This window comes from Pseudomonas sp. PGPR40, from assembly GCF_022014505.1.
Classification (GTDB): domain Bacteria; phylum Pseudomonadota; class Gammaproteobacteria; order Pseudomonadales; family Pseudomonadaceae; genus Aquipseudomonas.
The window spans coordinates 23744-48756 of sequence record NZ_JAKLSP010000025.1 but is presented as its reverse complement, the minus strand read 5'-3'; the positions used below and the strand labels follow the sequence as shown (position 1 = coordinate 48756).

The following is a 25013-nucleotide window of genomic DNA, read 5'->3' as shown; positions in this document are numbered from 1 at the left end:
TCTCCTGCCATGAAATGTCTTATTTTTATTGCGTCGCTGCTTCTATTAGCCGGTTGTGCCAGCGGCCCACGAATTGATACCAGCCACTCTTCAGCCAATCACGACAGCCGTATTCAGTTCGTGGTGATGCATTACACGTCCGCATCCCTGGAAAACTCGTTGCAATTGCTGACCCATGGCGAGGTCAGCAGCCACTACCTGATCAGCGATGACAAGCGCGCCACTATTTATAAGCTGATGGATGAAAATGTCCGGGCCTGGCACGCTGGCGAAAGCGAATGGCAAGGCCGGACCTGGCTGAACTCCAGTTCCATTGGCATCGAAATCGTTAATCAGGGCTTTGAGGACACCCCGACCGGGCGTCTCTGGTATCCCTATAGCGAAGCCCAGATTCAGTCGATGATCTTCCTGCTCAAGGACATCAGCAAGCGCCAAGGCATCAGCCCCCGCCATATCATTGGCCATAGCGACATCGCACCGATGCGCAAGCTCGACCCCGGCCCGCTGTTCCCCTGGAAGCGCCTGGCCGCCGAAGGTTTGGGGATCTGGCCGAATGAACAGGCCGTGGCGCGGCAACAAGCGCAGTTCGCCGTGCAATTACCCAGTATCAGTTGGTTTCAGGCACAGCTTGCCCGCGTGGGGTACGCCACGCCGCAAACCGGCGAACTGGATGCAGCGACACGCAATGTGCTGGCGGCCTTTCAACTGCATTTCCGCCCTTCCCGTTTCGACGGCACACCGGACGCACAAACCGCGGCGCTTCTTCAGGTGTTGAACCAGACAAAATAATGACGCCCGCCCGACGGTCAGCGCTTTTTCCTGATCAGCAGCTATAACTCATTGGTAATTCTTCGGATATTCCATGATGACTGCTGCTCGGGAGAGACTGCATAGCTGGTTCTATCGCCCTTGGTTTTTGGCGATGCTGGCGACTGCCTTGAGCGCAACGATCCTAACGGTCGGCAGTTTGTTCGTGGCGATGAATCAAGTCGAGCACAACGAAAGCCAGGAGATGAATGCCCAGGGGGAGCGCTTCCTGGCCCGCCTGGAGCAACTGTTCGGACAACTGCGCGAAAGCCTCGATGACCTGCAAGCCCAGCCGCTGCGACGTTGCGATGACGAAATGATCGCCACCCTGCAGCAGGTCAGCTTCAATTACCGCTTCGTTTATGAAGCCGCTTATATGGACACTTCGCGAACCTGCTCCAACCGCCCCCGCCAGGAGGGGCTATCGCTGATCCGACCACCGGACATCAAAGGCCCCACCTACAGCTATTGGTTGAATACCACCACCGAACCCGATGAGAACCGCGCCGCACTGATGCTTGGGCGTGGCAATTTCAGGGTGGCGACGTCGCGCGGGCATTTGACCGACATGGTCGATCTGTCTCCGGGAAGTAGCCTGTTGGTGGTGCTCGACCACGGCAGCCGGGCTGTTCCGGTACTCGGTGTCGCGCAGCCCTGGCCCCCGGCGGAACCATGGCCCCCGAAAAGCCGCGATGCGCTGCACGTTACTGATACCCACCTGATTTACCAAATGCCCAGTAACACACCCGACTACCAACTGGTACTGATCACCCCTCGCACCGGAATGCATGTACCCGCGGTATGGTGGTGGCTACTGCCGGCCAGCCTGGCGCTGAGTGCTTGTGTCGGCATTCTGGTGTTTCTGCTAGTGCGCCAGCGGCAATCGCTGGATGCCGAACTGCAAGGCGCCATTCGGCGAGGCGAGTTGCAGGTGTTGTATCAACCGATCTTCGACCTCGACAGCCGCAACTGCGTCGGCGCCGAAGCCCTGCTGCGCTGGCGAAGGCCGGACGGTACGCTGACCAGTCCCGACCTGTTCATTCCGATGGCGGAGAATACTGGCCAGATCCGCCAGATGACTGACTTCGTATTGCAGCGCCTGCTGGAACAGCTCGGGCAACTGTTGCGGTCCAATCCGCAATTGTACATTTCGGTCAACCTGGCGGCCTGCGATGTCATGGTGCCGCGTATTGGTCAGGTAATGGCGCGCCTGTTGAGCTTGCACCGAGTGGCGGCCAGGCAGATTGCCTTTGAAGTGACCGAGCGCGGTTTGGTGGATGTGGTGGTGGCCAGAGAAAACCTGCAAGCCCTGCGGGATGTCGGGCATCAGGTGCTGATCGACGACTTTGGCACCGGCTATTGCAGCCTCGCCTACCTGCAAACCCTACCGGTGGACTGCCTGAAAATCGACAAGGCGTTTATCGACGCGCTGGGCCATGATGCCGCCAGCAGCGGCGTGGCACCGCACATCATTCGCATGGCTCAGGCCCTGCAACTCAAGGTCATTGCAGAAGGCATCGAACATGAAGCCCAAGTGCTGTTTCTGAGCAGCGAAGGGGTGAAGTTCGGTCAAGGCTGGCTGTTCTCTCACGCACTGAGCGCCGTGCAGTTCATCGAACTGATCACCCGTGGCCGCCGACTGACCACGCGACGTCTGGATGACGACGCCTGAGATGGATCAGGCTTATACCACCAGCGCCATGTAGAACTGCGTGCCCTGTCCAGGCCGGGAGTAGACACCCATCCGCCCGCCATGCAGCTGCACGATTTCCTTGCACAGCGCCAGACCGAGCCCGGCCCCGCCCTTTTTGCGGCCGACCTGGACAAAGGGTTCGAAGATCCGTCCCTGCTGGCCATAGGCAATGCCTTCGCCGTTGTCCTCGACACTGATAATCATCCGCTCCCCATGCCGCCTGGCCTGCAAACGTATCAGCCCGTCACGGGAGGTATGGCGCAAGGCGTTGTCGATCAGGTTGTCGAGCACCCGCTCCAGTTGCACCTGATCGGCTTGCAGTCGCGGCAACGGTCCCTGCACTTCCACCAGCAACTCAATGCCCTTCTCCTGCGCCGAGCCGGCAAAACGTACCTGGGCCTGCTCCAGCAAATCCTCAATGGAGCACGGTGCCAGCGTGAGTTTTTGCAAGCCATTCTGATACCGGGAGAAATTCAGCAGATCATTGATCAACTGCATCAGGCGCTGCATTTCTTCGTTGACCGTGTCCAGCAAGTCAGCCTCGCGGGAGTCTTCGGCAAAATGCACCCGCTCGCGGAACAGACCGAATGCCATGTGCATCCCGGTGACCGGTGTGCGCAACTCATGGGAAGCACGCAAGACGAACTCGCTGCGCGCCCGTTCGAATGTGCGCTGCTCGGTGACGTCATGCAGCACCATCACGGCGCCGAGAATATGCCCTTGGGTATGGCTGACCGGCGTCAGGCTATACGTCAACAATCGCGACTCACCATCGACCTCGATGCTCAGGTCGTCCGGCGCTCGCTCCAGCGTGCCGCCGCGCAGCACCAGTTGCAGCTGTTCATCCAGTTCGGGATGCTCAAGCGCCGTGCCCAGTCCTTGACCGAAACGATCGCTGTCCCAGCCTAACTGGCGCTGAGCCACGGGGTTAAGGTGTTCGAGATGACCTTGACGATCAATGATCAGCAAACCGTCGTCGATGCTGTCGAGCACCGCTTGCAAACGTTGTTGGCCGGCGAGCAGTTCGTCGATATTGGTCGCCTGGTGCTCACGCAAGGCCTCGGCCATGATTCCAAAACGCCGGGTCAACTGGTTCATTTCCACCGCGGAAGAAATCGGCAGGGTCACTTCGAAATTGCCCTGGCCGATATTGTCAGCGGCCTGCACTAGCGCCTCGATCGGAGTCCCGAAACGCCGGGCGATCGCATGGGCGGTAATGAAGCCGATAAACAACACCCCCACCCCGACCAACCCAAGCAGGCCGGCAACCAACAGAGCCCGCTCCCGGGCCTGACGTTCGATCTCAGTGATGCTATCGAGTGCGCGCTTCTGTTCGGAGATCAAACCGTTGCGCAACGCGTTGAATTTTTCCGTGAGATCCCCGTCATCACTGACTACCTGTACCGGAGCGCGGGAAAGATCAAAGGCCTGCAGCAAGCTCTGATAATCAGCCTTGGCCTTTTTGAAACTGTATTGGGCACCCTCGCTGGACGGCTCGCGGGCAATGCCTTCGTCGAGCAATTCAAGGGAATGCTGCCTGGAGGCCTCGAACGCCGCAGGATCAGGGTGTTCCTCAAGCATGATGATCAATTGATCACCCAGGGTCTGACGCAGCTTCAATCCCAGATCCAGCGTGACGAAGTTGTCACGGATCAGGGCTTCCTGAGTCCCTGCCATCTGCATCACGCTGACCAGCCCGAGCAACAGCCCAAGCAGCGCCACGGTCATCAGCGCGGAAATACTCAGAAACAGCCGGGTGCGCAACGTCATCGCCAGTTTCATCGATTACGACTCACAGATTGTACTGCTTGCGTTTGCGGTACAGGGTCGAAGCATCGATACCCAGGGTCTTGGCCGCCTGATCCAGCGTATCGGCCGTGGCCAGGACCGCGCCAATGTGAGCTTTTTCCAATTCATCCAGGCTCAATGCAGCGCCGATGCGCGGCGTGTGGTTGGTCGGGGTCTCGGCCATGCCCAAGTGGCTGAGCTCTACCCGCTCCTGCGGACAAATAATGCTCGCGCGCTCCACCACGTTGCGCAGCTCGCGAATGTTGCCCGGCCAGCGGTAGCCGAGCAGCGCTTCGCGGGCCTCGTCGCTGAAACACCGGGCCGGGCGCGAGTATTCCTTGACGAAGCGTGCCAGGAAACGGTCAGCCAGGTTCAGAATGTCTTCCCTGCGTTCGCGAAGCGGTGGCAGGTGCAAGGTGATGACGTTCAGGCGATAGAGCAAGTCTTCACGAAAACGGCCATCTCGAACCATGTCTTCAAGGTTGAGGTTAGTCGCTGCGAGGATTCGCACATCGGCACGGCGGGTCACCGGGTCGCCCACACGTTCGTATTCCTTGTCCTGAATGAAGCGCAGCAATTTTGGTTGCAAGGTCAATGGAAAATCGCCGATCTCGTCGAGAAACAACGTTCCGCCGTCGGCCTGGTTGACACGACCCAAGGTACTTTCACTGGCCCCGGTGAACGCGCCGCGGCTGTGTCCGAAGAGCTCGCTGTCCATCAACTCTGCTGTCAGGGACGGGCAGTTGACGGTGACGCAGGACTTCTTCTGGCGTTTGCTCCAGCCGTGAATGGCCCGTGACAGCTCACCTTTACCCGTGCCGGATTCGCCGAGAAGCAGGATATTGGCGTCAGTACTGGCGACCTGGCGCGCGGTTTCGAGCACCACTTTCATGGCCGGACTGTGCGAATCCAGGCCCTCCTTGGGTTTTCGCACTTCACCTTCGAGGGCTTCCAGGCGCGCCGAGAGTTGCCGTACTTCCAGCTGTTTGGCAGTGGCCAGACGCAACTGGTCGGGGCTGCAAGGCTTGACCAGGTAGTCGGCGGCGCCAGCCTGAATCGCATCCACGGCGGTGTCCACGGCCGAGTGAGCAGTGACGATCACCACCCGCATCCAGGGCGCCTGGATGCGCATCTGGGCCAGCACATCCAGGCCGTTATCTTCCCCCAGGCGCAAATCGAGGAAGCACAGATCGAAAACCTGGCGCTGCAACAAGGCTTCGGCCTGAGCAGCGCTGGTCGCGGTGGCCACGCTGTAGCCTTCGTCTTCGAGGCAATAGCGAAAGGTTCGAAGGATGGCGGATTCATCATCCACCAGCAGAATGCGGCCTTGATGCTCAGTGGCTGATTCCATGTTCCTACGCTCCTTTATTGATGATTGGGTTAGTCCCGGAAAAAATCGGGCAAGTTGCATGATTGAGTGTGGTCGATTCCAGACAAAACAGCGGAGCTATCTGCTCAGCAACAATATAATTCACTGATTTATCTGATTTTTTATTAATAGATCATTCTTCGGCGATTGCCTGCGTCCCTTTCTGACATCTGTGCCCTTCCCTCAATTCCAAAAATATTGAAAGTTTCGGCGAGCTCATCGTGCATTACGCACGACCTCAGAAGAGGCATCGTGCAGGATGCGTCTGAAACGATTTTCACAGACCATGTAACTTATTGATTTTAAACGTATTAAACCTAACAAAAAGGTGGCATGCAGACTGCAGGAGTCTGGGTAGTCAGGGCATTTAATGAACAAGCGCCCGCCAAAGAATACGACCCAGCGTGGGGAGGAACTTCAGGATGAATCGCCAAGGTGCCGCCCAATTGCGTATCTCCCCATTGCATGTCCAGCAAGGCCTGATTGCCTTGCTGGCGCTGTTAATCACCTTGATTGGAGGTCAGCAATTCTTGCGTTGGGAACAGAGCCAGCAGCCGGAGACGCCGCACCTGTCGATTTCACATCCCCCCCAAACCCATTTCAGCGCTGGCAGCAACCTGACTGACAACGACTCAATGCGAATGATGGACGTCGACCAGGCGCAGCCTGTTGATGAGACGCCTCAAGAACGTTGGGTGTTTTAAGCAAACGAACTTGGCGTGCTCGACACGCCCGGAAAGCACCACAAGCAACACCTTTAAACAGATGCGTAAGGAGAATCACCATGTTGAGCTGGGCAATCACATTCTTGATCATTGCCATCATCGCCGCAGTACTGGGCTTCGGTGGTATCGCGGGCACCGCCACGGGTATCGCCAAGATTCTCTTTCTCGTGTTCCTGGTGATGTTCATTGCTTCCTTCTTCTTTGGCCGCCGCGGTCGAGGCTGAAATAACTGAAGAAAGGGTTCGAAACACGAAAGAGGCCACAGCGCTTCTTTCCATTGCGCTACCCGAGGACGGTAGACGCATGACCAAGGGGTCGGGACGCTCTGACTGCTTCAGGGTCGCAGTGACCTACAGGTACAGGGAGTACCTGCGCAAGGGCCGGGTCAGGTAAAGCTGCGACGCAAGTTCGCCGGGCCCCCGAGGTGGGCTCGACGAACTTGCGGAGGGCTTCGACGTGCAAAACGTTGATCTAGAGCACTCAGCTCATCTGCTATTGCTGCATATTCCCCGCAAAACCGTTTCGCGGTGTTTCTTCGTGACCGTATATCGAGAAAGCTCCGACGTTCTCGATAAGATAATTCGCCGCCAAACGTAGGCCTTTTCCCAAATTTCCATCTATTTAAAAAACATCGACCTGCGCTGAAATGGCCGGTTCACGGCACTTATGCCCGCCTGAATGTCGTATTCAAACCGGCTGGGACGCAGGTTACAGTGAAAAAATCTCATGCCGATTCGGCATAGGGTAGGCGTTTACGGCATTAGACGGCGCTTGCCGGCATCGGAATAGTTGCGCCTTTTTTCGCCGCCCGAGAGCCGTAAATGCTCGCTCGCGGGGACCTTATACGGGGGTCGGTGCAAAACGTGTTCGCCATTGGGTGTTTCAGTTCATGCATCGGTCTGAGTCAAACGCAAGTAAGGGTAAAGATATGAAGAAGGCAAAGCTTAGCCTCGCCTGGCAGATCCTCATCGGTCTGGTTCTGGGGATAGCAATTGGTGCACTGCTCAACCATTTCAGTGCCGAAAAAGCCTGGTGGATCAGCAATGTCCTGCAACCGGCAGGCGATATCTTTATCCGTCTGATCAAGATGATCGTGATCCCGATCGTGATCTCCTCGCTCGTCGTCGGCATTGCTGGCGTGGGTGACGCGAAGAAACTCGGTCGCATCGGTCTGAAGACCATCATTTACTTCGAAATCGTCACCACCATCGCCATTCTGGTCGGTCTGGTGTTGGCCAACGTGGTCCATCCGGGCAGCGGCATCGACATGAGCACCCTGGGTACGGTGGATATTTCCAAGTACCAGGCCACCGCCGCCGAGGTTCAGCATGAACATGCGTTCATCCAGACCATCCTCAACCTGATCCCGTCGAACATCTTTGCAGCCATGGCCCGCGGCGAGATGCTGCCGATCATTTTCTTCTCCGTGTTGTTCGGTCTCGGTCTGTCGAGCCTGCAATCGGACCTGCGCGATCCGCTGGTGAAGATGTTCCAGGGCGTGTCGGAGAGCATGTTCAAGGTCACTCACATGATCATGAACTACGCGCCTATTGGTGTTTTCGCTTTAATCGCGGTGACCGTGGCCAACTTCGGCTTCGCCTCTCTGCTGCCGCTGGCCAAACTGGTCATCCTGGTTTACTTCGCCATTGCCTTCTTCGCCTTCGTGGTGCTGGGCCTGATCGCTCGCCTGTTCGGCTTCTCAGTGATCAAGCTGATGCGCATCTTCAAGGATGAGCTGGTCCTGGCCTACTCCACCGCCAGTTCCGAAACCGTGCTGCCGCGCGTGATCGAGAAGATGGAAGCCTACGGCGCGCCGAAAGCCATTTGCAGTTTTGTGGTGCCGACCGGCTACTCGTTCAACCTCGACGGCTCGACCCTGTACCAGAGCATCGCGGCGATCTTCATTGCCCAGCTTTATGGCATCGATCTGTCGATCAGCCAGCAATTGCTGTTGGTGCTGACGTTGATGGTCACTTCCAAAGGCATTGCCGGCGTACCGGGCGTGTCCTTCGTGGTGCTGCTGGCCACGTTGGGCAGCGTCGGTATTCCACTGGAAGGCCTGGCATTCATCGCCGGTGTCGACCGCATCATGGACATGGCGCGTACCGCGTTGAACGTGATCGGCAACGCCTTGGCCGTATTGGTTATCGCTCGTTGGGAAGGCATGTACGACGATGCCAAGGGCCAACGCTACTGGAACTCCCTGCCGCACTGGCGCAGCAAGGAAAAGCTGCCGGCTGGCGAAATTTCCAGCAACTAACGTAGATCCTTGTAGGAGCGAGGCTTGCCCGCGAATGGGACGCTGCGGTGTTTCAGTTGCACCGCGTTATCGTTCTTCGCGGGCAAGCCTCGCTCCTACAGTACGAGGTTGCACGCACATTAGGTGTATGACGCAATCTCGCAAACAAACCCCGGAGAATTCCGGGGTTTGTCGTTTCTGCCTGCCCCGCTATCATTCGCCGCATCTTCCGGGGGATTTGACTGATGCTTAATGGGCTGTGGCTTGGCTTCTTCATCGTGGCAGCCGTGTCGGCGTTCGCGCAGTGGCTGATCGGCGGTAACGCCGGGATCTTTGCGGCGATGGTGGAAAGCATTTTCGCCATGGCCAAATTGTCGGTCGAGGTCATGGTCTTGCTGTTCGGCACCCTCACCCTCTGGCTGGGTTTTCTGCGGATCGCCGAAAAGGCCGGGATCGTCGAATGGCTGGCCAAGGCATTGGGCCCGCTATTCCTGCGCCTGATGCCGGAAGTACCGCCCGGGCATCCGGCCATCGGTCTGATCACGCTCAACTTCGCCGCCAATGGCCTGGGGCTGGACAACGCCGCCACGCCGATCGGCCTCAAAGCCATGAAGGCGCTGCAAGAGCTCAACCCCAGCGACACCATCGCCAGCAACGCGCAGATCCTCTTCCTGGTACTCAACGCCTCCTCCCTGACCCTGCTGCCGGTGACGATCTTCATGTACCGCGCCCAGCAAGGCGCACCCGATCCGACTCTGGTGTTCCTGCCGATTCTGCTCGCGACTAGCTGCTCGACTCTGGTCGGTCTGTTGTCGGTGGCGTTCATGCAGCGTCTGCGCCTGTGGGATCCGGTGGTACTCGCCTACCTGATTCCCGGTGCCTTGGCCCTCGGCGCGTTCATGGCGCTGCTGGCGACGCTTTCGGCGACTGCGCTGGCGAGCCTGTCATCGATCCTCGGCAACCTGACGCTGTTCGGGCTGATCATGCTGTTTCTGGTGATCGGCGCATTACGCAAAGTAAAGGTCTACGAGGCGTTCATCGAAGGCGCCAAAGAAGGCTTCGACGTGGCCAAGAACCTGCTGCCCTATCTGGTGGCGATGCTCTGTGCCGTGGGCGTGCTGCGGGCATCCGGGGCGCTGGACTTCGGTCTGGACGGGATTCGTCATCTGGTGGAGTGGGCCGGTTGGGACACGCGCTTCGTCGATGCGCTGCCCACGGCCATGGTCAAACCTTTCTCCGGCAGCGCCGCCCGGGCAATGCTGATCGAAACCATGAAGACCTCCGGGGTAGACAGCTTCCCGGCACTGGTGGCGGCGACGGTTCAGGGCAGTACCGAAACGACCTTCTATGTGCTGGCGGTGTATTTCGGTGCCGTAGGCATTCAGCGTGCACGGCATGCGGTGGGCTGTGCGTTGCTGGCGGAGTTGGCAGGTGTTCTTGGCGCGATCGGGGTTTGCTACTGGTTCTTCGGTTGACCGAGAACCCTGTGGGAGCGGGCTTGCTCGCGAAGAGGCCGGTACATTCAACATCCCTGTTGACTGACACACCGCCTTCGCGAGCAAGTCGAATCGTCGCACCGCCGCTCCCACATTAAAAATGCGTCCGACCTTTATGGCCTCAACGGCGGCACAACCTTCTGACCTTGCTCCACCGTCCAAGCCACCACCTGCGCCGTCAATTGATCGCTGGCCTGGCCAAAACCGGTCACCACCGCCGGCACCTTCACATCGCTCAACGGCTGACGCACTTCAAAGCGCCGGCTGGCGAGGACTCGCTGGTCATACCCACGCACCAGCAACGCATCCAGGCGCACGACCACGCTCGCCGCCGTGCCTTGGTACTCGGTCTGGAACGCTTGCAGGTTACCGCCCAGTTCCAGGTCTGCCTGGAAATTACTGTCATCGGTGCTGAGCAACGGCACGCGACCGTCACGCTGGAAACCATCGAGCAGACGGTTGCGCAACAGCACCGGTGCCGGGTCGCTCCAGCGGGAAGCCTTGTAGCTGCTGATCAGATCACCTTGAGGGATTACGGCGATTTTCGGGTTGTTCAAGGCTTCGCTGGTCTGAGGCTTGGACAGGCGCAACGACCAGCGCTGCGGCGCGCCGTGATGGGGCGATGTCTCGCTCTGTGCCGATGGCAGTCGATAGACATCGGACGGCTCGGTCTTGGGGAAAATCGAACAGGAAGCGACCAACGAAAAACCGGCGAGGAGGGCGAGATGGGCCAGCTTCATGGCGTGAATTCCTTATTCTTGTCATTGCCCAGCAGGTAACCGCTGGGGTTGGCCTCAAGCCGCTGGGAAATGGTCCGCAACGAACTCAAGGTATCGCGCAGCTCACGCACCGCAGGTGCCAGGCCATTGAGGCCCTGCATGCCATTGTTGAGGGAATCCTGATTGGCGGAGAGCAACGCGTTGATGGTCGCGCTGCTTTGTTCCAGGGACTTCATGGCTTGCTCGGCACTGCCGAACATCAGCTTGCCCTGATCGTTGAGCAAGCCGTTGGCGTTGCGCATCAATGCGGTGGTCTGTTCCAGGGTGGCGCTGGCTTGCTTGCCAACCGAAGCCAGTTGCTGCATCGCCTGACGAATATCCCCGCGCTGGTCGGCGATGGTGCCGGTGGTTTGCTCCAGGTGCTCCAGGGTGCTGCTGATACGCGCGACGTTCTCCGAGGAAAACAACTGATTGGCGTTGTGCATCAACACGTTCACGCCCGCCATCAGATCGTTACTGTCATTCATCAACCGGGCAATGGGCGAGGGCGATGCAACGATTGTCGGCAAATTGCCGTCCTTGTCCTTGAGCGTCGGACTTTGTGGCGTGCCGCCGCTGAGCTGGATGATCGAGGTCCCGGTGATCCCGGTCAGCGCCAGTTTGGCCTGGGTGTCTTCTTTGATCGGAGTATCTCCGCTCAGGCGAATCCGCGCCAACACCCGGCGCGGATCATTCGGGTCCAGGCGCAGCATCACCACGTCGCCGACCTTGATCCCGCTGTACTGCACGGCGCTGCCCTTGGACAGGCCGCTGACCGCCTCGTTGAAGACGATTTCGTAATCCTTGAATTCGGTATCGACGCTGGACTTGGCCAGCCACAGACCAAAGAGCAAGGCACCTGCCACCACTATGACGGTGAACAGGCCGATCAATACGTGATGGGCTCGGGTTTCCATGTCAGACCTCCTTGAGCTGGTTAGCGGCCATCAGCGCCGCGCGGCCGCGAGGGCCATGGAAGTATTCGTGAATCCACGCATCATCGGTTTCCGATACCTTGTCGATGGCGTCTGCCACCAGCACTTTCTTCTGCGCCAGCACCGCCACCCGGTCGGTGATGGTGTAGAGCGTGTCGAGGTCGTGGGTCACCAGAAACACGCTCAGGCCCAAGGCATCGCGCAGAGTCAGGATCAGCTGATCGAAACCTGCGGCGCCAATCGGGTCTAGACCGGCGGTGGGTTCGTCGAGAAACAGGATATCCGGGTCCAGGGCCAAGGCACGGGCCAGGGCTGCGCGTTTGATCATGCCTCCGGACAGCGAAGCGGGGTATTTGTCAGCCGCCGACAACGGTAGCCCGGCCAAGGCCAGTTTCACTGCTGCCAGGTGTTCGGCGTCGGCGCGGCTCAGACCCGCGTGTTCAATCAGGGGCAGGGCGACGTTCTCGGTCACGGTGAGCGAGGAGAACAAGGCACCTTTCTGGAACAACACGCCGAACCGCCGCTCGACCAGCGAGCGCTCGTGTTCCGACAGGCTCGGCAAGTTCTCGCCGAAGACCTTCACCAGACCTTCGCTGGGCTGACGCAGGCCGACAATGCTGCGCAGCAGCACCGATTTGCCGCTGCCGGAACCGCCGACCACCGCCAGAATTTCGCCCCTGTACAAGTCCAGGTCGAGGTTCTCATGCACGCTCTGGCGGCCGAAGCGATTGCACAGCCCACGGACTTCAATCACCGCCTCTGAAGGCGCTCGGGGTAAACGACTCACCAGTCCATCTCCATGAAAAACAATGCAGCCACGGCGTCGAGAACGATCACCACGAAAATCGACTGCACCACACTGGACGTGGTGTGCGCGCCGACGGACTCGGCGCTGCCACTGACCTTGAAGCCCTCGAGGCAGCCGATAGCGGCAATCAGGAACGCAAAAATCGGTGCTTTGACGATCCCCACCAGAAAGTGCTGAACACCGATGTCTGACTGCAGCAGTGACAGGAACATCGCCGGCGAGATATCCAGCGACAGCGCGCAGACTACGCCACCGCCGATAATCCCGGACAGCATCGCCAGAAAGGTCAGCATCGGCAGCGCCACCAGCAACGCCAGGACGCGAGGTACTACCAGCAACTCCATCGGGTCAAGGCCGAGGGTGCGGATCGCGTCGATTTCTTCGTTGGCCTTCATCGAACCGATCTGCGCGGTGAACGCACTGGCGGTGCGGCCGGCCATCAAGATCGCCGTGAGCAACACGCCGAACTCCCGCAGAAAAGAGAACGCCACCAGGTCCACGGTAAAAATGCTCGCGCCAAAACTGGCCAGCACCGTCGCCCCGAGAAACGCCACTACAGCCCCCACCAGAAAGGTCAGCAGGGCGACGATGGGCGCGGCGTCGAGACCGGTCTGCTCGATGTGGGCGACCATCGGCGTGAGGCGCCAGCGCTTGGGCCGGAACAACCCGCGAGCGATGGTTTCCAGGATCAGGCCGACGAAACCCAACAGTTGCAGGGTGTCCTGCCAAACAGCGTCGACTGCGCGGCCGATGCGGGTCAGCAGTTGAATGCCGACGCTGATTTCCGGTTCTTTGATCGGCACGCAGAAATCAGTCAGCGAACAGTACACCGTCTGCAACAAGGCGCGATCCGCGGAAGAAAGGGTGCAATCGGGGTGTTCGGCAGATTTGCCCAGACGCTCGGCCCCCAGCAACTCCACCAGCAATGACGCACCCGCCGTATCGAGTGCGCCGAGGCCATTGAGATCGATGTGGGTGTCGTTGTCGTATTGGCCATGGAGCTTTTCGCTCAGGCGGCTGAGATCGGCGTAATGGGCGAGCGTCCAGTCACCCGTGACCCGCAACAGGGCGGGGCTGTGCGAGGTGTCCAGTCGGGCACTGCCGGGCATTGTGCTGCTGGTCATAAGCTCCGTGCTTGTTCGGCGATTGCGCAGACCAGACTAATAGCACGAACCGCGTTACTTTTCTTTGACGGGTGTGCTGTCCATGACCTTGAAGCGCAACACGCCGATCAATTGACCGTCTTCGGTGAGCACCCGAACCTGCCATTTGCCCGTGGGGTTACCGGGGAAGTTCTGCTTGTGGGTCCAGGCGCGGTAGCCTTCCTTGCGCCCGCCGTTGATGTCCAGAGGGATTCGGTCGACTTCCTTACCGTTGAACATCCAGACGTGATAAATCCGTTCGGCCAGACCCCGCGGAGCGTTGATCGCGGTGTATGCGTACAGCCCACCTCCGCGAATCTGTTCGGCGCTGACTTCTTCCAGGCTCTTGCCAGGGGTGCGGTCCTGCATTTGGGTGCTGATCGCCACATCGGTCAGCCACAAGGTCGCCGGTGGCACCCAGGAGCGCAGCACCCAACCGGCGGCGCCAATGCCTACGGTGATGCTGAGGATCGCCAACGCATTGCGCACGGTGCGAATCGGGAAGATCGAGGCCAGGCTCGGGAACGACAGCACCATGGCTATGCCCAGCGCCAGCTTGAAACTCTGGGCGGTGGTCAGGTGCAGGATCACGGGCAGGGCGGTCAGCAGGGCCGCGAACAGTGTCAGGGTATGCAGCGCCAGAAATGCCCAGCGGCGTGGCGCCAGCCATTTGTAGTAGAGCGGGTCGATGATCGAAATCAGCGCCGCCATGCTCAGTAATCCCGTGAAGAATAACTGGCCGCTGTTCCAGGTGGTGGTGATTAAAAAGAACGGCAGGACAAAGAACAGGCTTTCCTGATGAATCATCTGCGTTGCATACCGCAGCAACGGCTGGGGTATTTCGCGCTTGAAGACCCTGGCGAACAGCTTGGTGAGGCTGTTTTCCAGCATCAGCCAGACCCAGCTGACCAGCATGATGGTGGTGATCCAGGTCGCCAGACCCTGTTGACGATCCACCAACATGAAACTGCCAACCCCTGAAATGAAACCGCCAAGCGCAATGACCCCGGGATAACGCTTCATCAATTCGAGGATGCGCTGTACGTACAGGGGTAGATTCGGCATTCGGCGGTTCACAATAGTCGTGGGGAAAATCCTCGACAGGGTACCGCCCGGGGGGGGCCTGTGGCGAGGGGGCAATGCCGCGACGAGGATCCTGTAGGAGCGTGGCTTGCCCGCGAAGAACGATGACGTGTAATACCTGAAAAACCGCGGTGCATTCTTCGCGGGCAAGCCTCGCTCCTACAGGTTCTGCGCCTTGCCACAGGGAATGCTTACTTTCTGCGATGGAAACGCCAACCCAATATTCCAAGCACCATCAATCCAAATCCCCCGACAATCGCCCACATCACCTGGTCATAACTCATCAGCGGCTTCTCGATCCGCAGGTACCCCGGCTGCAGTAGCAACTGACGCATTGCCTTGTTCGCCTCGGCCAGTGTCACGCCTTGCAACGCCCTGGCCGGGTTGACGAAATGTCCGTCTTCGTAATCGCCAAGGGCGCTCCAGTAATAGTTCGCCAGGGCGCTATTGCCTTGCACGGCCCAGGCCTGGCGAGCGATGGCCGCTTGCTTGAGACGGGCGAAGGTGGCGGCATCGAGGCCGTTCTTGAGCAGATCGGCTTTGAGCTCATCCAGCAACTGTTGCGCTGCCGACACGTCGTCGCGATCAAGGTCCGCGTTCAGGCTCATGAAGCCCACCCCGCCAAATACCTCGCGCTCGGCCGAGGGGCCGTAGGACAATCCATGGGCCAGGCGCAATTGGCGATAAAGCGCCCAGTCCAGATAGTCCTTGAGCAGGTCGAAGGTTTCGTCGTGCTGGTCTTGCAGCACCGGTTCCGGCACCAGCCAATGTAATTTGGCACCGCCGCCGACGAAACCGTTACTCAAATTTCGCTCGTGGGCCGCGCTGGCCTGAATGTCTGGCAGCGGCAGGTGAGCGCTGGGCTCAACCGCTTCGAGTGCGCCATAGGCCCGTTCCAGATAGGCCGGCAATAGGCGGTCGAGATCACCGACCACGATCAGGCTCATGTTGTTGGGCGCGTACCAGGCGTCGCGCACTTTCTCCAGTTGCTCGCGGGTCAGGTGATCGACTTGCGCGTGCTCAGGGCATTTGAGGCCCAGTTCCACCGCCAACTGATTACTCGCGGTATGCCCCACGTCCTGGCGATCCAGCCAGCGTTGCAGGTGCGAGTAATGACCGCCATCTTCGCGCTCGACTATTTGCTTGGCGACGTTAATGGCATTGTCGTCAATACGGGTCTGGGTCAGCAGCGCCAACAGCAGGTCGAGGACCTTGCGCTGGTTTTTCGCCGGGGCTTCGATGACGAAGGTCGTGTCGGCATTGCTGGTGTAAGCATTCCACTCACCGCCCAGGACCTGCATGCGTTCTTCCAGACCGTCTTCGCCGGTGGCGTCGATGCCGCTGAACAGGAGGTGTTCGAGCAAATGCGGCAACTCCTTGTCGGCACAGCTGAAATCATCCAGGCCAACGCCAACCACCAACCGGATTGCCACATGCCCGCGCTCGGTGCCCGGTTTGAGCACCAGTTGCAAGCCGTTGGGCAACGTATAGCCCTCGACCTGAAAGCGATCCTGGGCAAATGAAGGCAGTGAGCCAAGCAATAGACAAGCGAACAACAAACAGCGCATAACGAAATTCCTACGACCAGCGTAAGTTCAACAGACTTCAGGCAATGATGGACGTTCAGGGTGAATGAGTGATGTCAGCCGTATCATCGACTGCCAGAGCGCCAGTGTCTGAGGTGCCCAACACCGCATAGGCACTGCTGCAAAACAATGAATTCAAGCGTCTCATGTCGGCAATCAATTCCAGATGCAACGAACTGGTCTCGATACTTTGCACGATCTTACGGTGTAAACGGCTGACATGAGCATGGGCGAGGCGGCGTTCCTGTGCACGAAAGCGACGTTTCTCACGCAGCAACTGGCGGGCACTTTCCGGATCGGCGCTGAGAAACACCGACAATCCCAGACGCAGATTGGCGATCAGCTGACTGTGCAGCCCTGCCAACTCCTCCAGACCGACCTCGGAGAAAGACCGGCGCTGCGAGGTTTTCTGCTGCTGAACCTTGCGCAGCATACGTTCGATCACGTCGCTGGCCAGTTTCAGGTTGATTGCCAGCTCGATGGTTTCCGCCCAGCGCCGGCTATCCTGCTCGCTGAGGTCTTCGCGGGGCATTTGCGCCAGATAGAGTTTGATGGCGCTGTAGAGCGCTTCGACATCATCGGTCAGGCGTCGCACTTCCTGGGTGACGGCGGTCTGTTTGCCGCGCAGCACGTCGAGCATGGCTTCGAGCATGCTGTCGACCAGATCGCCGATGCGCAGGGTTTCCCGAGCAGCATTGGCCAGCGCCAGACTCGGGGTAACTAATGCAGTCGGGTCAAGATGACGCGGTTTGGCCGTGCCGTTGATGTCCGGCCGCTCTGGCAACAACCACGCACAGAGCTTGGCCATTGGTCCAACACTGGGCAACAGGATCAGGCAGCGCGCGGTGTTGTAGAGCAGGTGGAAGCCGATGACCATTTCCTGAGGGCTGAAGTCGAGGCTGTCGATCCAGTGCACCAGCGGATCGAGCACCGGAATGATCAGCAGCAGACCAATCAGTTTGTACAACAGGCTGCCAAGCGCCACCTGACGGCCGGCTGCGTTCTGCATGCTGGTGCTGAGGAAAGCAAGAATGCCGCTGCCGATGTTGGCGCCGATCACCAGGCCGATGGCCACTGGCAAACTGATCACGCTGGCACCGGCAAGGGTCGCGGTCAGCAGGACGGCAGCCAGGCTGGAATAGGAAACCATCGCGAACAGCGCGCCGACCAAGGCATCGAGCAGAATGTCGCCGGTCAAAGAGGCGAAGATGACTTTCACCCCTTGCGCCTGAGTGATCGGCGCGGCGGCCTCGACGATCAGTTGCAGCGCCAGAATGATCAGCCCCAGACCAATACTGACCCGGCCCATCTGCCCGACCCGGGTCTGCTTGCGCGACAGAAAGAAAATCACCCCGAGGAAAATCAGCAACGGCGACAGCCACGACAAGTCGAGGGTCAGTACCCGCGCCATCAGTGCGGTACCGACGTCGGCACCGAGCATGGTCGCCAGAGCCGGGGTCAACGCCATCAGGCCTTGACCGACAAACGAGGTAACGAGCATGGCAGTGGCATTGCTGCTCTGAACCATGGCGGTCACCATGATGCCGGCAACAAACGCCAACCCGCGCCTGGACATGTTATGGGCGATCACGTGACGCAAGTTGGAACCATAAACCCGCAGGATGCCGGTTCGGACGATATGCGTGCCCCAGATCAAAAGGGCCACGGCTGATAACAAATTGAGCAGGGTGAGCATGCAGACCCCCTGTGGCGCCCCAGTGGGGCAAGTCGACGGTGCCGCGCGTTTTTCTACGTTCTGTACTTAAGCTGTAGTTGGCTAACGGTCTGGACGCCAGCATCGCATAGCTAAAGAAGGGATTGAAACAAAAGTGTCATGAAAACAGTTTGCTGCAGGCAGGAAGAAGGATGCCTGTTCATCAGGCAAAAAAATGTGGGAGCGAACCTGTCTGTAGGAGCGAGGCTTGCCCGCGAAGCGGTGTGTCAGTCGACATTGTTGTTAACTGACACACCGCTTCGCGGGCAAGCCTCGCTCCTACAGGCAGGCTAGCTCCCACAGATTCAGGTTACTGACCCGGAATATCCTTACGCAGTTTCACCGGCTCCTGCTGTTTGCGCTTTCTCGCCATCGCGGTGCGCATCTTGATGTTGATCGCTTCCACCGCCAGCGAGAACGCCATGGCGAAGTAGACGTAGCCTTTTGGCAAGTGCACGTCGAGCGATTCGGCAATCAGCACGGTACCGACCAGCAACAGGAACGACAGCGCCAGCATCTTCAACGACGGGTGCTTGTCGATGAACTCGCTGATGGTGCCGGAAGCCCACATCATCACGAGTACCGCAACGACAATCGCCGCGACCATGACCGGTACGTGGGACACCATGCCAACGGCAGTGATGACCGAGTCCAGCGAGAACACGATGTCGATGATCGCGATCTGAATAATGGTGTAAAGGAAGTTGCCACCCTTGCCGCTCGGCTCGTCGCTGGCTTCGTCTTCGCCTTCCAGCGCGTGGTACATCTCTTGCGAGCTCTTCCACAGCAGGAACAGACCACCGAAGAACAGGATCAGGTCACGCCCGGAAATACCCTGGCCGAATACTTCGAACAGGTCTGCGGTGAGGCGCATGACCCAGGTGATCGACAGCAGCAACAGGATCCGCGTGATCATGGCCAGCGCCAGGCCGAAAATCCGGGTGCGCGCCTGCATGTGCTTGGGCATGCGGCTGACCAGGATCGAGATCATGATGATGTTGTCGATGCCCAGGACGATTTCCAGGGCAGTCAGGGTGAAGAAGGCAACCCAGATTTCAGGGTTGGTCAGCCATTCCATGTGTATTCCTTTGAGGATGTGTTAAACCACGAAGGGCCCAGGCTTCAAACAGCAAAGCCTGGACCCGTCATGGTAAGTCTTGGGCTTATAGAGTGCTGAACAGCGGAAAAATCCCCATCAGCAACGCAGCGACCAGTATGCACAGGCAAACCAGCACTGCCCACTTCAAGGTGAACCGCTGATGGTCACCGAATTCGATACCGGCCAGGGCCACCAACAGATAAGTCGAGGGTACCAGCGGGCTCAGCAAGTGGACGGGCTGACCGACGATCGAGGCACGTGCCATTTCCACCGCGGTTATACCGTAATGACTGGCGGCTTCGGCAAGTACCGGTAACACGCCGTAATAAAATGCGTCGTTCGACATGAAGAACGTGAACGGCATGCTCACCAGCGCGGTGATCACGGCCAGATACGGGCCGAGGAAATCCGGGATGACCGCCAGCAGGCTTTTCGACATGGCATCGACCATGCCGGTGCCCGACAGGATACCGGTGAAGATACCCGCGGCAAAGATCAACCCGACCACCGCCAGCACGCTACCGGCGTGAGCCGCGACGCGGTCCTTCTGCTGTTGCAGGCACGGGTAGTTGACGATCATCGCGATACTGAACGCCACCATGAACAGCACCGGCAGCGGCAACAGGCCGGCGACCAGCGTGCACATCAGCGCCAGGGTCAACGCGCCGTTGAACCAGATCAGCTTTGGACGACGGGCGTCCGGGAACTGCGAAACGCTGATTTCGCTGTGATCGACTTCATCACCGACCAGATGTAGCTCACCCAGACGCGCACGCTCGCGTTTACCGTAGAAGTAGGCAATCGCCAGAATCGCCACCACGCCGGCCAGCATCGCCGGAATCATCGGTACGAAGATGTCGGACGGGTCGACATGCAGCGCACTGGCCGCACGAGCCGTCGGGCCTCCCCAAGGGGTCATGTTCATCACGCCACCGGCGAGGATGATCAAACCAGCCATGATCCGCGGGCTCATGCCGATGCGGCTGTAGAGCGGCAGCATGGCGGCCACGCAGATCATATAAGTGGTCGCGCCGTCACCATCAAGGGAAACGACGAGCGCCAGTACGGCGGTACCGACCGAAACTTTCAACGGGTCGCCCTTGACCAGTTTGAGGATCTTGCGCACGGCCGGGTCGAACAGGCCGGAGTCGATCATCAGGGCGAAGTAGAGAATGGCGAACATCAGCATCACGCCGGTCGGCGCGAGCTTGGTGATGCCTTCGAGCATCATCGGGCCGATCTTCGGCGAGAAGCCGCCGAACAGGGCGAAAATGATCGGGATAATGATCAGAGCGATCAGCGCAGACAGGCGCTTGGTCATGATCAGGAACATGAACGTGATGACCATGGCGAAGCCAAGGAAAGTCAGCATAGGAATACTCCAGACGTGGCGCGGCTAGGGAATGGCGAACCGGATGGGGGTCAGCGCAGAACGGGAAGCACGAGACGTACGGGCGGAGTGACAGCGAAGAGGCGGGTAGTAGCGGACATCAGAATCACCATTGTTGTTGTTTAATGGACCGGGCGGGCGATAAAACACTCGCATTGGCCAACCGGTCTGTTGCCGGCAGTGAGGGCGATCCTAATCGGGGAAGCTTTCAGCCAGCTTTCGAGGGTGAAAGCATTGACCGAATGTACAACCGGTCGTCGGCCGGGTTGAGCGTCCGTAAACACGGGTCAGGAGGAAAAAACATGAGCGAACTTCACACCGGCGGCTGCCACTGCGGACAAATGCGCTATCAATTCAGCGGGCCATTGCACGATATCGCCCACTGTCATTGCTCGATTTGCCGCCGGGTCAGCGGCGGGATCGTGACCACTTGGATCACCGTGCCCGCCTCAGCATTTAAATGGATGGCGGGTACGCCATCCCGGTACGAGTCTTCGTCTACTTGCGTGCGATATTTCTGCCCAAACTGTGGGGCGCAACTGGCGCTGGTGACGCAGCTAAGCCCCGAGAGCATCGACGTGACCATCGCCACACTCGACCATCCCGAGCAAGCGCCGGCCGAAAGGCATATCTGGACCGACAGTCGTTTGCCCTGGCTGCATCTGGATGAGCATTTACCCGCAGAGGCTCAAGAACAACTCTGATCAGAATACAGACAGGTTCAGCGGCCGGATCGCGCCCATCCAGATCGCATGTTCGGTGTGATCGAGCAGATCGTCGCCCGTGTCCGGATGCAGAAACACCACTAATCCCTTGCGGTTGAGCGCCAGCCACGGCAACACCTCGCCAATATATTGCGGCTCGAAAGCCAATTGGCAGCTCCAGTCGGGATGCGGGCCGACCGGGCGTTCGTGCAGGCGTCCCATCTTCAGTGGAAACAATTGCGCTGCCTGCTCACACAAGGCCCGTGCCTGAGGCAGGGTGCTGGCATCGAAATAGACATGGGCATGGTAGCCCTTGATCGTTTGCATCTGACCCCCCTCTGAAACCTTGTCGAACCCTCGCCGCTGCCCGCGGGTCACACACCATATATGCAGGAAAGAAGGGAGCACGGCCATGAAAAATGCCGAAACCCCGGTGATGAAGGTAGTGCTTTATGGTGCCATGAGTAGCCTGGGCAGTGCGCTGATGGCTGAAATGCTGCGGCGTCAGCATGAAGTGATCGCGATTATCGACGACCTGACGGCGCTCGCCCCGCGCCCGGGATTGCGCACCAAGACCGGCGACCTGTTCGATGCCAAGCGGGTCAAGCAGAGTGTGGCCGGCTGTTCGGCGGTGATCTGCCTGCTCGATGCGCCAGGGTTGCCGATGAACAGTGAACATATCGAAAAATCCTTTGTGCCCGGCCCGGTCGAAGAGGTGCTGGCGGTGGATGCGCTGATCGACGGCATGCAGGCGGCGGGCATCGCCCGGCTGTTTGTGGTGGGCGATTTCGAAGTGCTGGACGATCCGGAAATAGAAGATCCGCTGCAGCGCCACGCCGCCGAAGAAATCCGCGAGGCTCTGCAAAGCAGCTCTTTGCACTGGACCTTGGTGAATGCACCACGCCGCGTGCCCGGGCTGACCATCGAGCATTTCAGTCACGTCAGCAGTAGTCTTGAGCCTGGCCTGGCCGCAGCGCTGGAACAGTTGAATCGAGTCGCTGTGGGGATTGCCGATGAGCTATGGCTGAATTTGCATGTCGGGGAGCATGTGAGTTTTGTTGCGACTTCGGAACCGTAAAAGCCTTCATACCGCAATCGAAGGCAAAGGAAGACCATTGAGCGATTGCGCACTGCTGGCCTGTTCCGCCATCAACCAATCCACAAACAGCTGAATCAACGCCCCGCGCCGTTTGCGCTGGGGTAGGACCACGAAATAGCCCAGCCTGGAAATCACCGTATCGGCAATCGGGCGACACAACAGACCTTGCGCCAATAAGTTATCCACAAGGTGCCGCCACCCGATCGCGACGCCTTGGCCACCAATCGCCGCCTGAATCAGCAAGGTGTAGTTATCGAAGCGCAATTGCCCCGGCGCTGGGGCCGAGGTGATCCCCAGTTCGCGAAACACGCCGCTCCAATCGAACCAATTGCTGCTGTGTTCGCCTCGCAGGTGCAGCAGTGGAAACTCCAGCAATGCCTGAGCCGGCATGGGCAGGGGACGGTCCTTCAACAGCAACGGGCTGCACACCGGAAACACCTCTTCGCTGAACAGCCAATGGCTTTCCCCTTGCTTGAACCGGCCATCGCCGAACAGCACCGCCACATCGATATCGGTGCGCAACATGTTGTGGCTGCGTTCGCTGGTGACCAGGCTGACGTCCACTTGAGGGTTGGCGGTGTGGAAGCGGTGCAGTCGCGGCATCAGCCAGTACGCGGCAAAGGCGAAGTCGGTGGCCACCTGCAGCACTTCGTGTTGCTGCTGTGCGCTGATTGCGCTCAATCCTGCATCGATATTCTGCAAACCGAGCTGAACTTGCTCGAACAGAATCATCCCGGCCTCGGTCAGTTCAATACCGCGATAAATCCGATCAAACAACCGTATAGCGAGTTGTTCCTCCAGCCGTTTGATCTGCTGACTGACGGCCGGTTGTGTGGTGCCAAGCTCCACCGCGGCAGCGGTGAAGCTGCGCTGACGGGCCGCCGCTTCAAAAGCGCGGAGCAAATCCAGGGACAGATCACCAAGGGCGTCATACATAAGCTGTGCTTATCCTAGTCATTGCCTGACATGGGCTTTACCACAAAGGTAATGGGTTTCATGCTCGATCCCAGCACTCTCGCATAAATATCCACTATGGAATGCCGCGATCACATGAAGCGCAAAAATATTCTTTTCATCATGGCCGATCAAATGGCCGCGCCAATGTTGCCGTTCTACGGCCCTTCGCCTATCAAACTGCCGAATCTCAGCCGCCTCGCCGCCGAAGGCGTGGTGTTCGACGCCGCGTACTGCAACAGCCCACTTTGTGCACCGTCGCGTTTCACCCTCGTCAGCGGTCAGTTGCCGAGCAAGATCGGCGCTTACGACAACGCGGCCGATTTCCCCGCTGACGTACCAACGTATGCCCACTACCTGCGGCGTCTCGGTTATCGCACCGCGCTGTCGGGCAAGATGCATTTCTGCGGCCCGGACCAGTTGCACGGCTATGAAGAACGCCTGACCAGCGACATCTACCCGGCCGACTACGGTTGGGCAGTGAACTGGGACGAACCGGATGTGCGGCCAACCTGGTACCACAACATGTCATCGGTGCTGCAAGCCGGGCCTTGCGTGCGAACCAATCAACTGGATTTCGACGAAGAGGTGGTGTTCAAGGCCCAGCAATACCTGTTCGATCACATCCGCGAGGAGGGCGATCAGCCGTTCTGCCTGACCGTGTCGATGACTCACCCACACGACCCGTACACGATTCCCAAAGCTTTCTGGGATATGTACGACGACGCCGACATCCCTTTGCCCGAAACACCCGCACAGGATCAACTTGATCCTCACTCCCAGCGTTTGCTCAAGGTCTATGACCTATGGGACAAGCCGCTGCCTGTGGATAAGATTCGCGACGCGCGTCGTGCCTACTTCGGTGCGTGCAGCTATATCGATAGCAACGTCGGCAAACTTCTGCAAACACTCGAGGAAACCGGGCTGATCGATGACACCATCATCGTGTTCTCCGGTGATCACGGCGACATGCTCGGCGAGCGCGGCCTCTGGTACAAAATGCATTGGTACGAAATGGCTGCCCGGGTACCGCTGCTGATCAGTGCACCAGGGCAATTCGGGGCCGGGCGGGTGAGCGCGGCAGTCTCCACCGCCGACCTGCTGCCGACCTTTGTGGAATTGGCCGGCGGCTCGCTGGAACCGGGTCTGCCGCTGGACGGCCGCTCACTGGTTTCGCACCTGCAAGGGCAGGGTGGTCACGACGAAGTGTTCGGTGAGTACATGGCCGAAGGCACCATTAGCCCATTGATGATGATTCGCCGTGGCGCCTACAAATTCATCTACAGCGAAGACGACCCTTGCCTACTCTTCGATGTACACAACGATCCGAAGGAACAGGAAGAACTCAGCCAGTTGCCGCAGTATCGGCAGCTTTTCGAGGAGTTGCTCGCCGAAGCGCGGGCCAAATGGGATATCCCGGCGATCCACCAACAGGTGCTCGCCAGTCAGCGACGCCGGCGTTTCGTCGCCGACGCCCTGACCATCGGCAAGCTGAAGAGCTGGGATCACCAGCCTCTGGTGGATGCCAGTCAGCAGTACATGCGCAACCACATCGACCTCGATGATCTGGAGCGCAAAGCACGTTATCCACAACCCTGCCAAAACCAATAATGTTAAGGGGAAG

Annotated in this window: 22 protein-coding genes; 9 read left to right on the top strand and 13 right to left on the bottom strand. The window is 58.9% G+C overall.

Features of this window, described 5'->3' with window-relative positions; genetic code table 11:
- The first annotated feature begins 9 nt into the window (after positions 1-9).
- Both MEB48_RS20860 and MEB48_RS20855 read left to right on the top strand, forming a co-directional pair.
- Complete coding sequence (locus MEB48_RS20860; RefSeq protein ID WP_237885814.1) at positions 10-789, top strand: N-acetylmuramoyl-L-alanine amidase; 780 nt, start codon at positions 10-12, stop codon at positions 787-789.
- Between the two features lie 73 nt (positions 790-862).
- Complete coding sequence (locus tag MEB48_RS20855) at positions 863-2479, top strand: EAL domain-containing protein (protein ID WP_237885813.1); 1617 nt, start codon at positions 863-865, stop codon at positions 2477-2479.
- Positions 2480-2491: 12 nt separating this feature from the next.
- Here the strand turns inward: MEB48_RS20855 and MEB48_RS20850 are convergent, their stop codons facing one another.
- Together MEB48_RS20850 and algB are read right to left on the bottom strand one after the other, a co-directional pair.
- Positions 2492-4282: an ATP-binding protein gene (locus tag MEB48_RS20850; RefSeq protein ID WP_237885812.1), complete on the bottom strand. Its 1791-nt coding sequence runs from the start codon at positions 4280-4282 to the stop codon at positions 2492-2494.
- Between the two features lie 10 nt (positions 4283-4292).
- Positions 4293-5639, bottom strand: a complete 1347-nt coding sequence (gene algB / locus MEB48_RS20845) for a sigma-54-dependent response regulator transcription factor AlgB (protein WP_237885811.1) — start codon at positions 5637-5639, stop codon at positions 4293-4295.
- A 440-nt stretch (positions 5640-6079) separates the two neighbouring features.
- Between algB and MEB48_RS20840 the strand changes: the two genes are divergently transcribed.
- From MEB48_RS20840 to MEB48_RS20825, 4 genes are all read left to right on the top strand, one after another.
- Positions 6080-6361: a hypothetical protein gene (locus tag MEB48_RS20840; protein ID WP_237885810.1), complete on the top strand. Its 282-nt coding sequence runs from the start codon at positions 6080-6082 to the stop codon at positions 6359-6361.
- A gap of 80 nt (positions 6362-6441) precedes the next feature.
- Positions 6442-6606, top strand: coding sequence for a DUF1328 domain-containing protein (locus MEB48_RS20835; RefSeq protein WP_237885809.1), 165 nt, complete (start codon positions 6442-6444; stop codon positions 6604-6606).
- A 704-nt stretch (positions 6607-7310) separates the two neighbouring features.
- Positions 7311-8642: a glutamate/aspartate:proton symporter GltP gene (gltP, locus tag MEB48_RS20830; RefSeq protein ID WP_237885808.1), complete on the top strand. Its 1332-nt coding sequence runs from the start codon at positions 7311-7313 to the stop codon at positions 8640-8642.
- 224 nt (positions 8643-8866) lie between these two features.
- On the top strand, positions 8867-10096 hold the full coding sequence (locus tag MEB48_RS20825; RefSeq protein WP_237885807.1) for a nucleoside recognition domain-containing protein: 1230 nt from the start codon (positions 8867-8869) through the stop codon (positions 10094-10096).
- A gap of 134 nt (positions 10097-10230) precedes the next feature.
- On the opposite strand, the gene MEB48_RS20820 is transcribed toward MEB48_RS20825, so the two are convergent.
- From MEB48_RS20820 to MEB48_RS20780, 9 genes are all read right to left on the bottom strand, one after another.
- Entirely contained in the window at positions 10231-10857 is a 627-nt protein-coding gene (locus MEB48_RS20820; protein WP_237885806.1) for an ABC-type transport auxiliary lipoprotein family protein, read from the bottom strand.
- Positions 10854-11792 (bottom strand): MlaD family protein, encoded by a 939-nt coding sequence (locus MEB48_RS20815; RefSeq protein WP_237885805.1) that lies wholly within the window; start codon positions 11790-11792, stop codon positions 10854-10856. Before MEB48_RS20815 ends, MEB48_RS20820 begins: the two co-directional genes overlap by 4 nt.
- Position 11793: 1 nt before the next feature.
- Entirely contained in the window at positions 11794-12597 is an 804-nt protein-coding gene (locus MEB48_RS20810; protein WP_237885804.1) for an ABC transporter ATP-binding protein, read from the bottom strand.
- Positions 12594-13742 (bottom strand): ABC transporter permease, encoded by a 1149-nt coding sequence (locus tag MEB48_RS20805; protein WP_237885803.1) that lies wholly within the window; start codon positions 13740-13742, stop codon positions 12594-12596. Before MEB48_RS20805 ends, MEB48_RS20810 begins: the two co-directional genes overlap by 4 nt.
- A 54-nt stretch (positions 13743-13796) precedes the next feature.
- Positions 13797-14825 (bottom strand): DUF5924 family protein, encoded by a 1029-nt coding sequence (locus tag MEB48_RS20800; RefSeq protein WP_237885802.1) that lies wholly within the window; start codon positions 14823-14825, stop codon positions 13797-13799.
- 209 nt (positions 14826-15034) lie between these two features.
- Positions 15035-16411: a M16 family metallopeptidase gene (locus MEB48_RS20795; protein WP_237885801.1), complete on the bottom strand. Its 1377-nt coding sequence runs from the start codon at positions 16409-16411 to the stop codon at positions 15035-15037.
- 55 nt (positions 16412-16466) lie between these two features.
- On the bottom strand, positions 16467-18125 hold the full coding sequence (locus MEB48_RS20790) for a Na/Pi cotransporter family protein (RefSeq protein ID WP_237885800.1): 1659 nt from the start codon (positions 18123-18125) through the stop codon (positions 16467-16469).
- A gap of 328 nt (positions 18126-18453) precedes the next feature.
- Positions 18454-19221, bottom strand: a complete 768-nt coding sequence (locus tag MEB48_RS20785) for a TerC family protein (RefSeq protein WP_237885799.1) — start codon at positions 19219-19221, stop codon at positions 18454-18456.
- Positions 19222-19306: 85 nt separating this feature from the next.
- On the bottom strand, positions 19307-20614 hold the full coding sequence (locus MEB48_RS20780) for a CitMHS family transporter (protein WP_095055434.1): 1308 nt from the start codon (positions 20612-20614) through the stop codon (positions 19307-19309).
- A 320-nt stretch (positions 20615-20934) separates the two neighbouring features.
- Here MEB48_RS20780 and MEB48_RS20775 point away from each other — a divergent pair, with 320 nt between their 5' ends.
- On the top strand, positions 20935-21336 hold the full coding sequence (locus tag MEB48_RS20775) for a GFA family protein (protein ID WP_237885798.1): 402 nt from the start codon (positions 20935-20937) through the stop codon (positions 21334-21336).
- Here the strand turns inward: MEB48_RS20775 and MEB48_RS20770 are convergent, their stop codons facing one another.
- Positions 21337-21663 (bottom strand): DOPA 4,5-dioxygenase family protein, encoded by a 327-nt coding sequence (locus MEB48_RS20770; RefSeq protein WP_237885797.1) that lies wholly within the window; start codon positions 21661-21663, stop codon positions 21337-21339.
- Between the two features lie 85 nt (positions 21664-21748).
- Here MEB48_RS20770 and MEB48_RS20765 point away from each other — a divergent pair, with 85 nt between their 5' ends.
- Entirely contained in the window at positions 21749-22414 is a 666-nt protein-coding gene (locus tag MEB48_RS20765) for an NAD(P)-dependent oxidoreductase (protein ID WP_237885796.1), read from the top strand.
- A 6-nt stretch (positions 22415-22420) separates the two neighbouring features.
- On the opposite strand, the gene MEB48_RS20760 is transcribed toward MEB48_RS20765, so the two are convergent.
- On the bottom strand, positions 22421-23371 hold the full coding sequence (locus MEB48_RS20760; protein ID WP_237885795.1) for a choline sulfate utilization transcriptional regulator: 951 nt from the start codon (positions 23369-23371) through the stop codon (positions 22421-22423).
- Between the two features lie 114 nt (positions 23372-23485).
- Here MEB48_RS20760 and betC point away from each other — a divergent pair, with 114 nt between their 5' ends.
- Positions 23486-25000 (top strand): choline-sulfatase, encoded by a 1515-nt coding sequence (gene betC / locus MEB48_RS20755; RefSeq protein ID WP_237885794.1) that lies wholly within the window; start codon positions 23486-23488, stop codon positions 24998-25000.
- Positions 25001-25013 lie beyond the last annotated feature (13 nt).

Excerpts from the sequence above, each read along its gene's own strand:
- MEB48_RS20860 (WP_237885814.1), top strand. The coding sequence starts at position 10 with ATGAAATGTCTTATTTTTATTGCGTCGCTGCTTCTATTAGCCGGTTGT.
- MEB48_RS20855 (WP_237885813.1), top strand. The coding sequence starts at position 863 with ATGATGACTGCTGCTCGGGAGAGACTGCATAGCTGGTTCTATCGCCCT.
- MEB48_RS20850 (WP_237885812.1), bottom strand. The coding sequence starts at position 4,282 with ATGAAACTGGCGATGACGTTGCGCACCCGGCTGTTTCTGAGTATTTCC.
- algB (WP_237885811.1), bottom strand. The coding sequence starts at position 5,639 with ATGGAATCAGCCACTGAGCATCAAGGCCGCATTCTGCTGGTGGATGAT.
- MEB48_RS20840 (WP_237885810.1), top strand. The coding sequence starts at position 6,080 with ATGAATCGCCAAGGTGCCGCCCAATTGCGTATCTCCCCATTGCATGTC.
- MEB48_RS20835 (WP_237885809.1), top strand. The coding sequence starts at position 6,442 with ATGTTGAGCTGGGCAATCACATTCTTGATCATTGCCATCATCGCCGCA.
- gltP (WP_237885808.1), top strand. The coding sequence starts at position 7,311 with ATGAAGAAGGCAAAGCTTAGCCTCGCCTGGCAGATCCTCATCGGTCTG.
- MEB48_RS20825 (WP_237885807.1), top strand. The coding sequence starts at position 8,867 with ATGCTTAATGGGCTGTGGCTTGGCTTCTTCATCGTGGCAGCCGTGTCG.
- MEB48_RS20820 (WP_237885806.1), bottom strand. The coding sequence starts at position 10,857 with ATGAAGCTGGCCCATCTCGCCCTCCTCGCCGGTTTTTCGTTGGTCGCT.
- MEB48_RS20815 (WP_237885805.1), bottom strand. The coding sequence starts at position 11,792 with ATGGAAACCCGAGCCCATCACGTATTGATCGGCCTGTTCACCGTCATA.
- MEB48_RS20805 (WP_237885803.1), bottom strand. The coding sequence starts at position 13,742 with ATGACCAGCAGCACAATGCCCGGCAGTGCCCGACTGGACACCTCGCAC.
- MEB48_RS20800 (WP_237885802.1), bottom strand. The coding sequence starts at position 14,825 with ATGCCGAATCTACCCCTGTACGTACAGCGCATCCTCGAATTGATGAAG.
- MEB48_RS20795 (WP_237885801.1), bottom strand. The coding sequence starts at position 16,411 with ATGCGCTGTTTGTTGTTCGCTTGTCTATTGCTTGGCTCACTGCCTTCA.
- MEB48_RS20790 (WP_237885800.1), bottom strand. The coding sequence starts at position 18,125 with ATGCTCACCCTGCTCAATTTGTTATCAGCCGTGGCCCTTTTGATCTGG.
- MEB48_RS20785 (WP_237885799.1), bottom strand. The coding sequence starts at position 19,221 with ATGGAATGGCTGACCAACCCTGAAATCTGGGTTGCCTTCTTCACCCTG.
- MEB48_RS20780 (WP_095055434.1), bottom strand. The coding sequence starts at position 20,614 with ATGCTGACTTTCCTTGGCTTCGCCATGGTCATCACGTTCATGTTCCTG.
- MEB48_RS20775 (WP_237885798.1), top strand. The coding sequence starts at position 20,935 with ATGAGCGAACTTCACACCGGCGGCTGCCACTGCGGACAAATGCGCTAT.
- MEB48_RS20770 (WP_237885797.1), bottom strand. The coding sequence starts at position 21,663 with ATGCAAACGATCAAGGGCTACCATGCCCATGTCTATTTCGATGCCAGC.
- MEB48_RS20765 (WP_237885796.1), top strand. The coding sequence starts at position 21,749 with ATGAAAAATGCCGAAACCCCGGTGATGAAGGTAGTGCTTTATGGTGCC.
- MEB48_RS20760 (WP_237885795.1), bottom strand. The coding sequence starts at position 23,371 with ATGTATGACGCCCTTGGTGATCTGTCCCTGGATTTGCTCCGCGCTTTT.
- betC (WP_237885794.1), top strand. The coding sequence starts at position 23,486 with ATGAAGCGCAAAAATATTCTTTTCATCATGGCCGATCAAATGGCCGCG.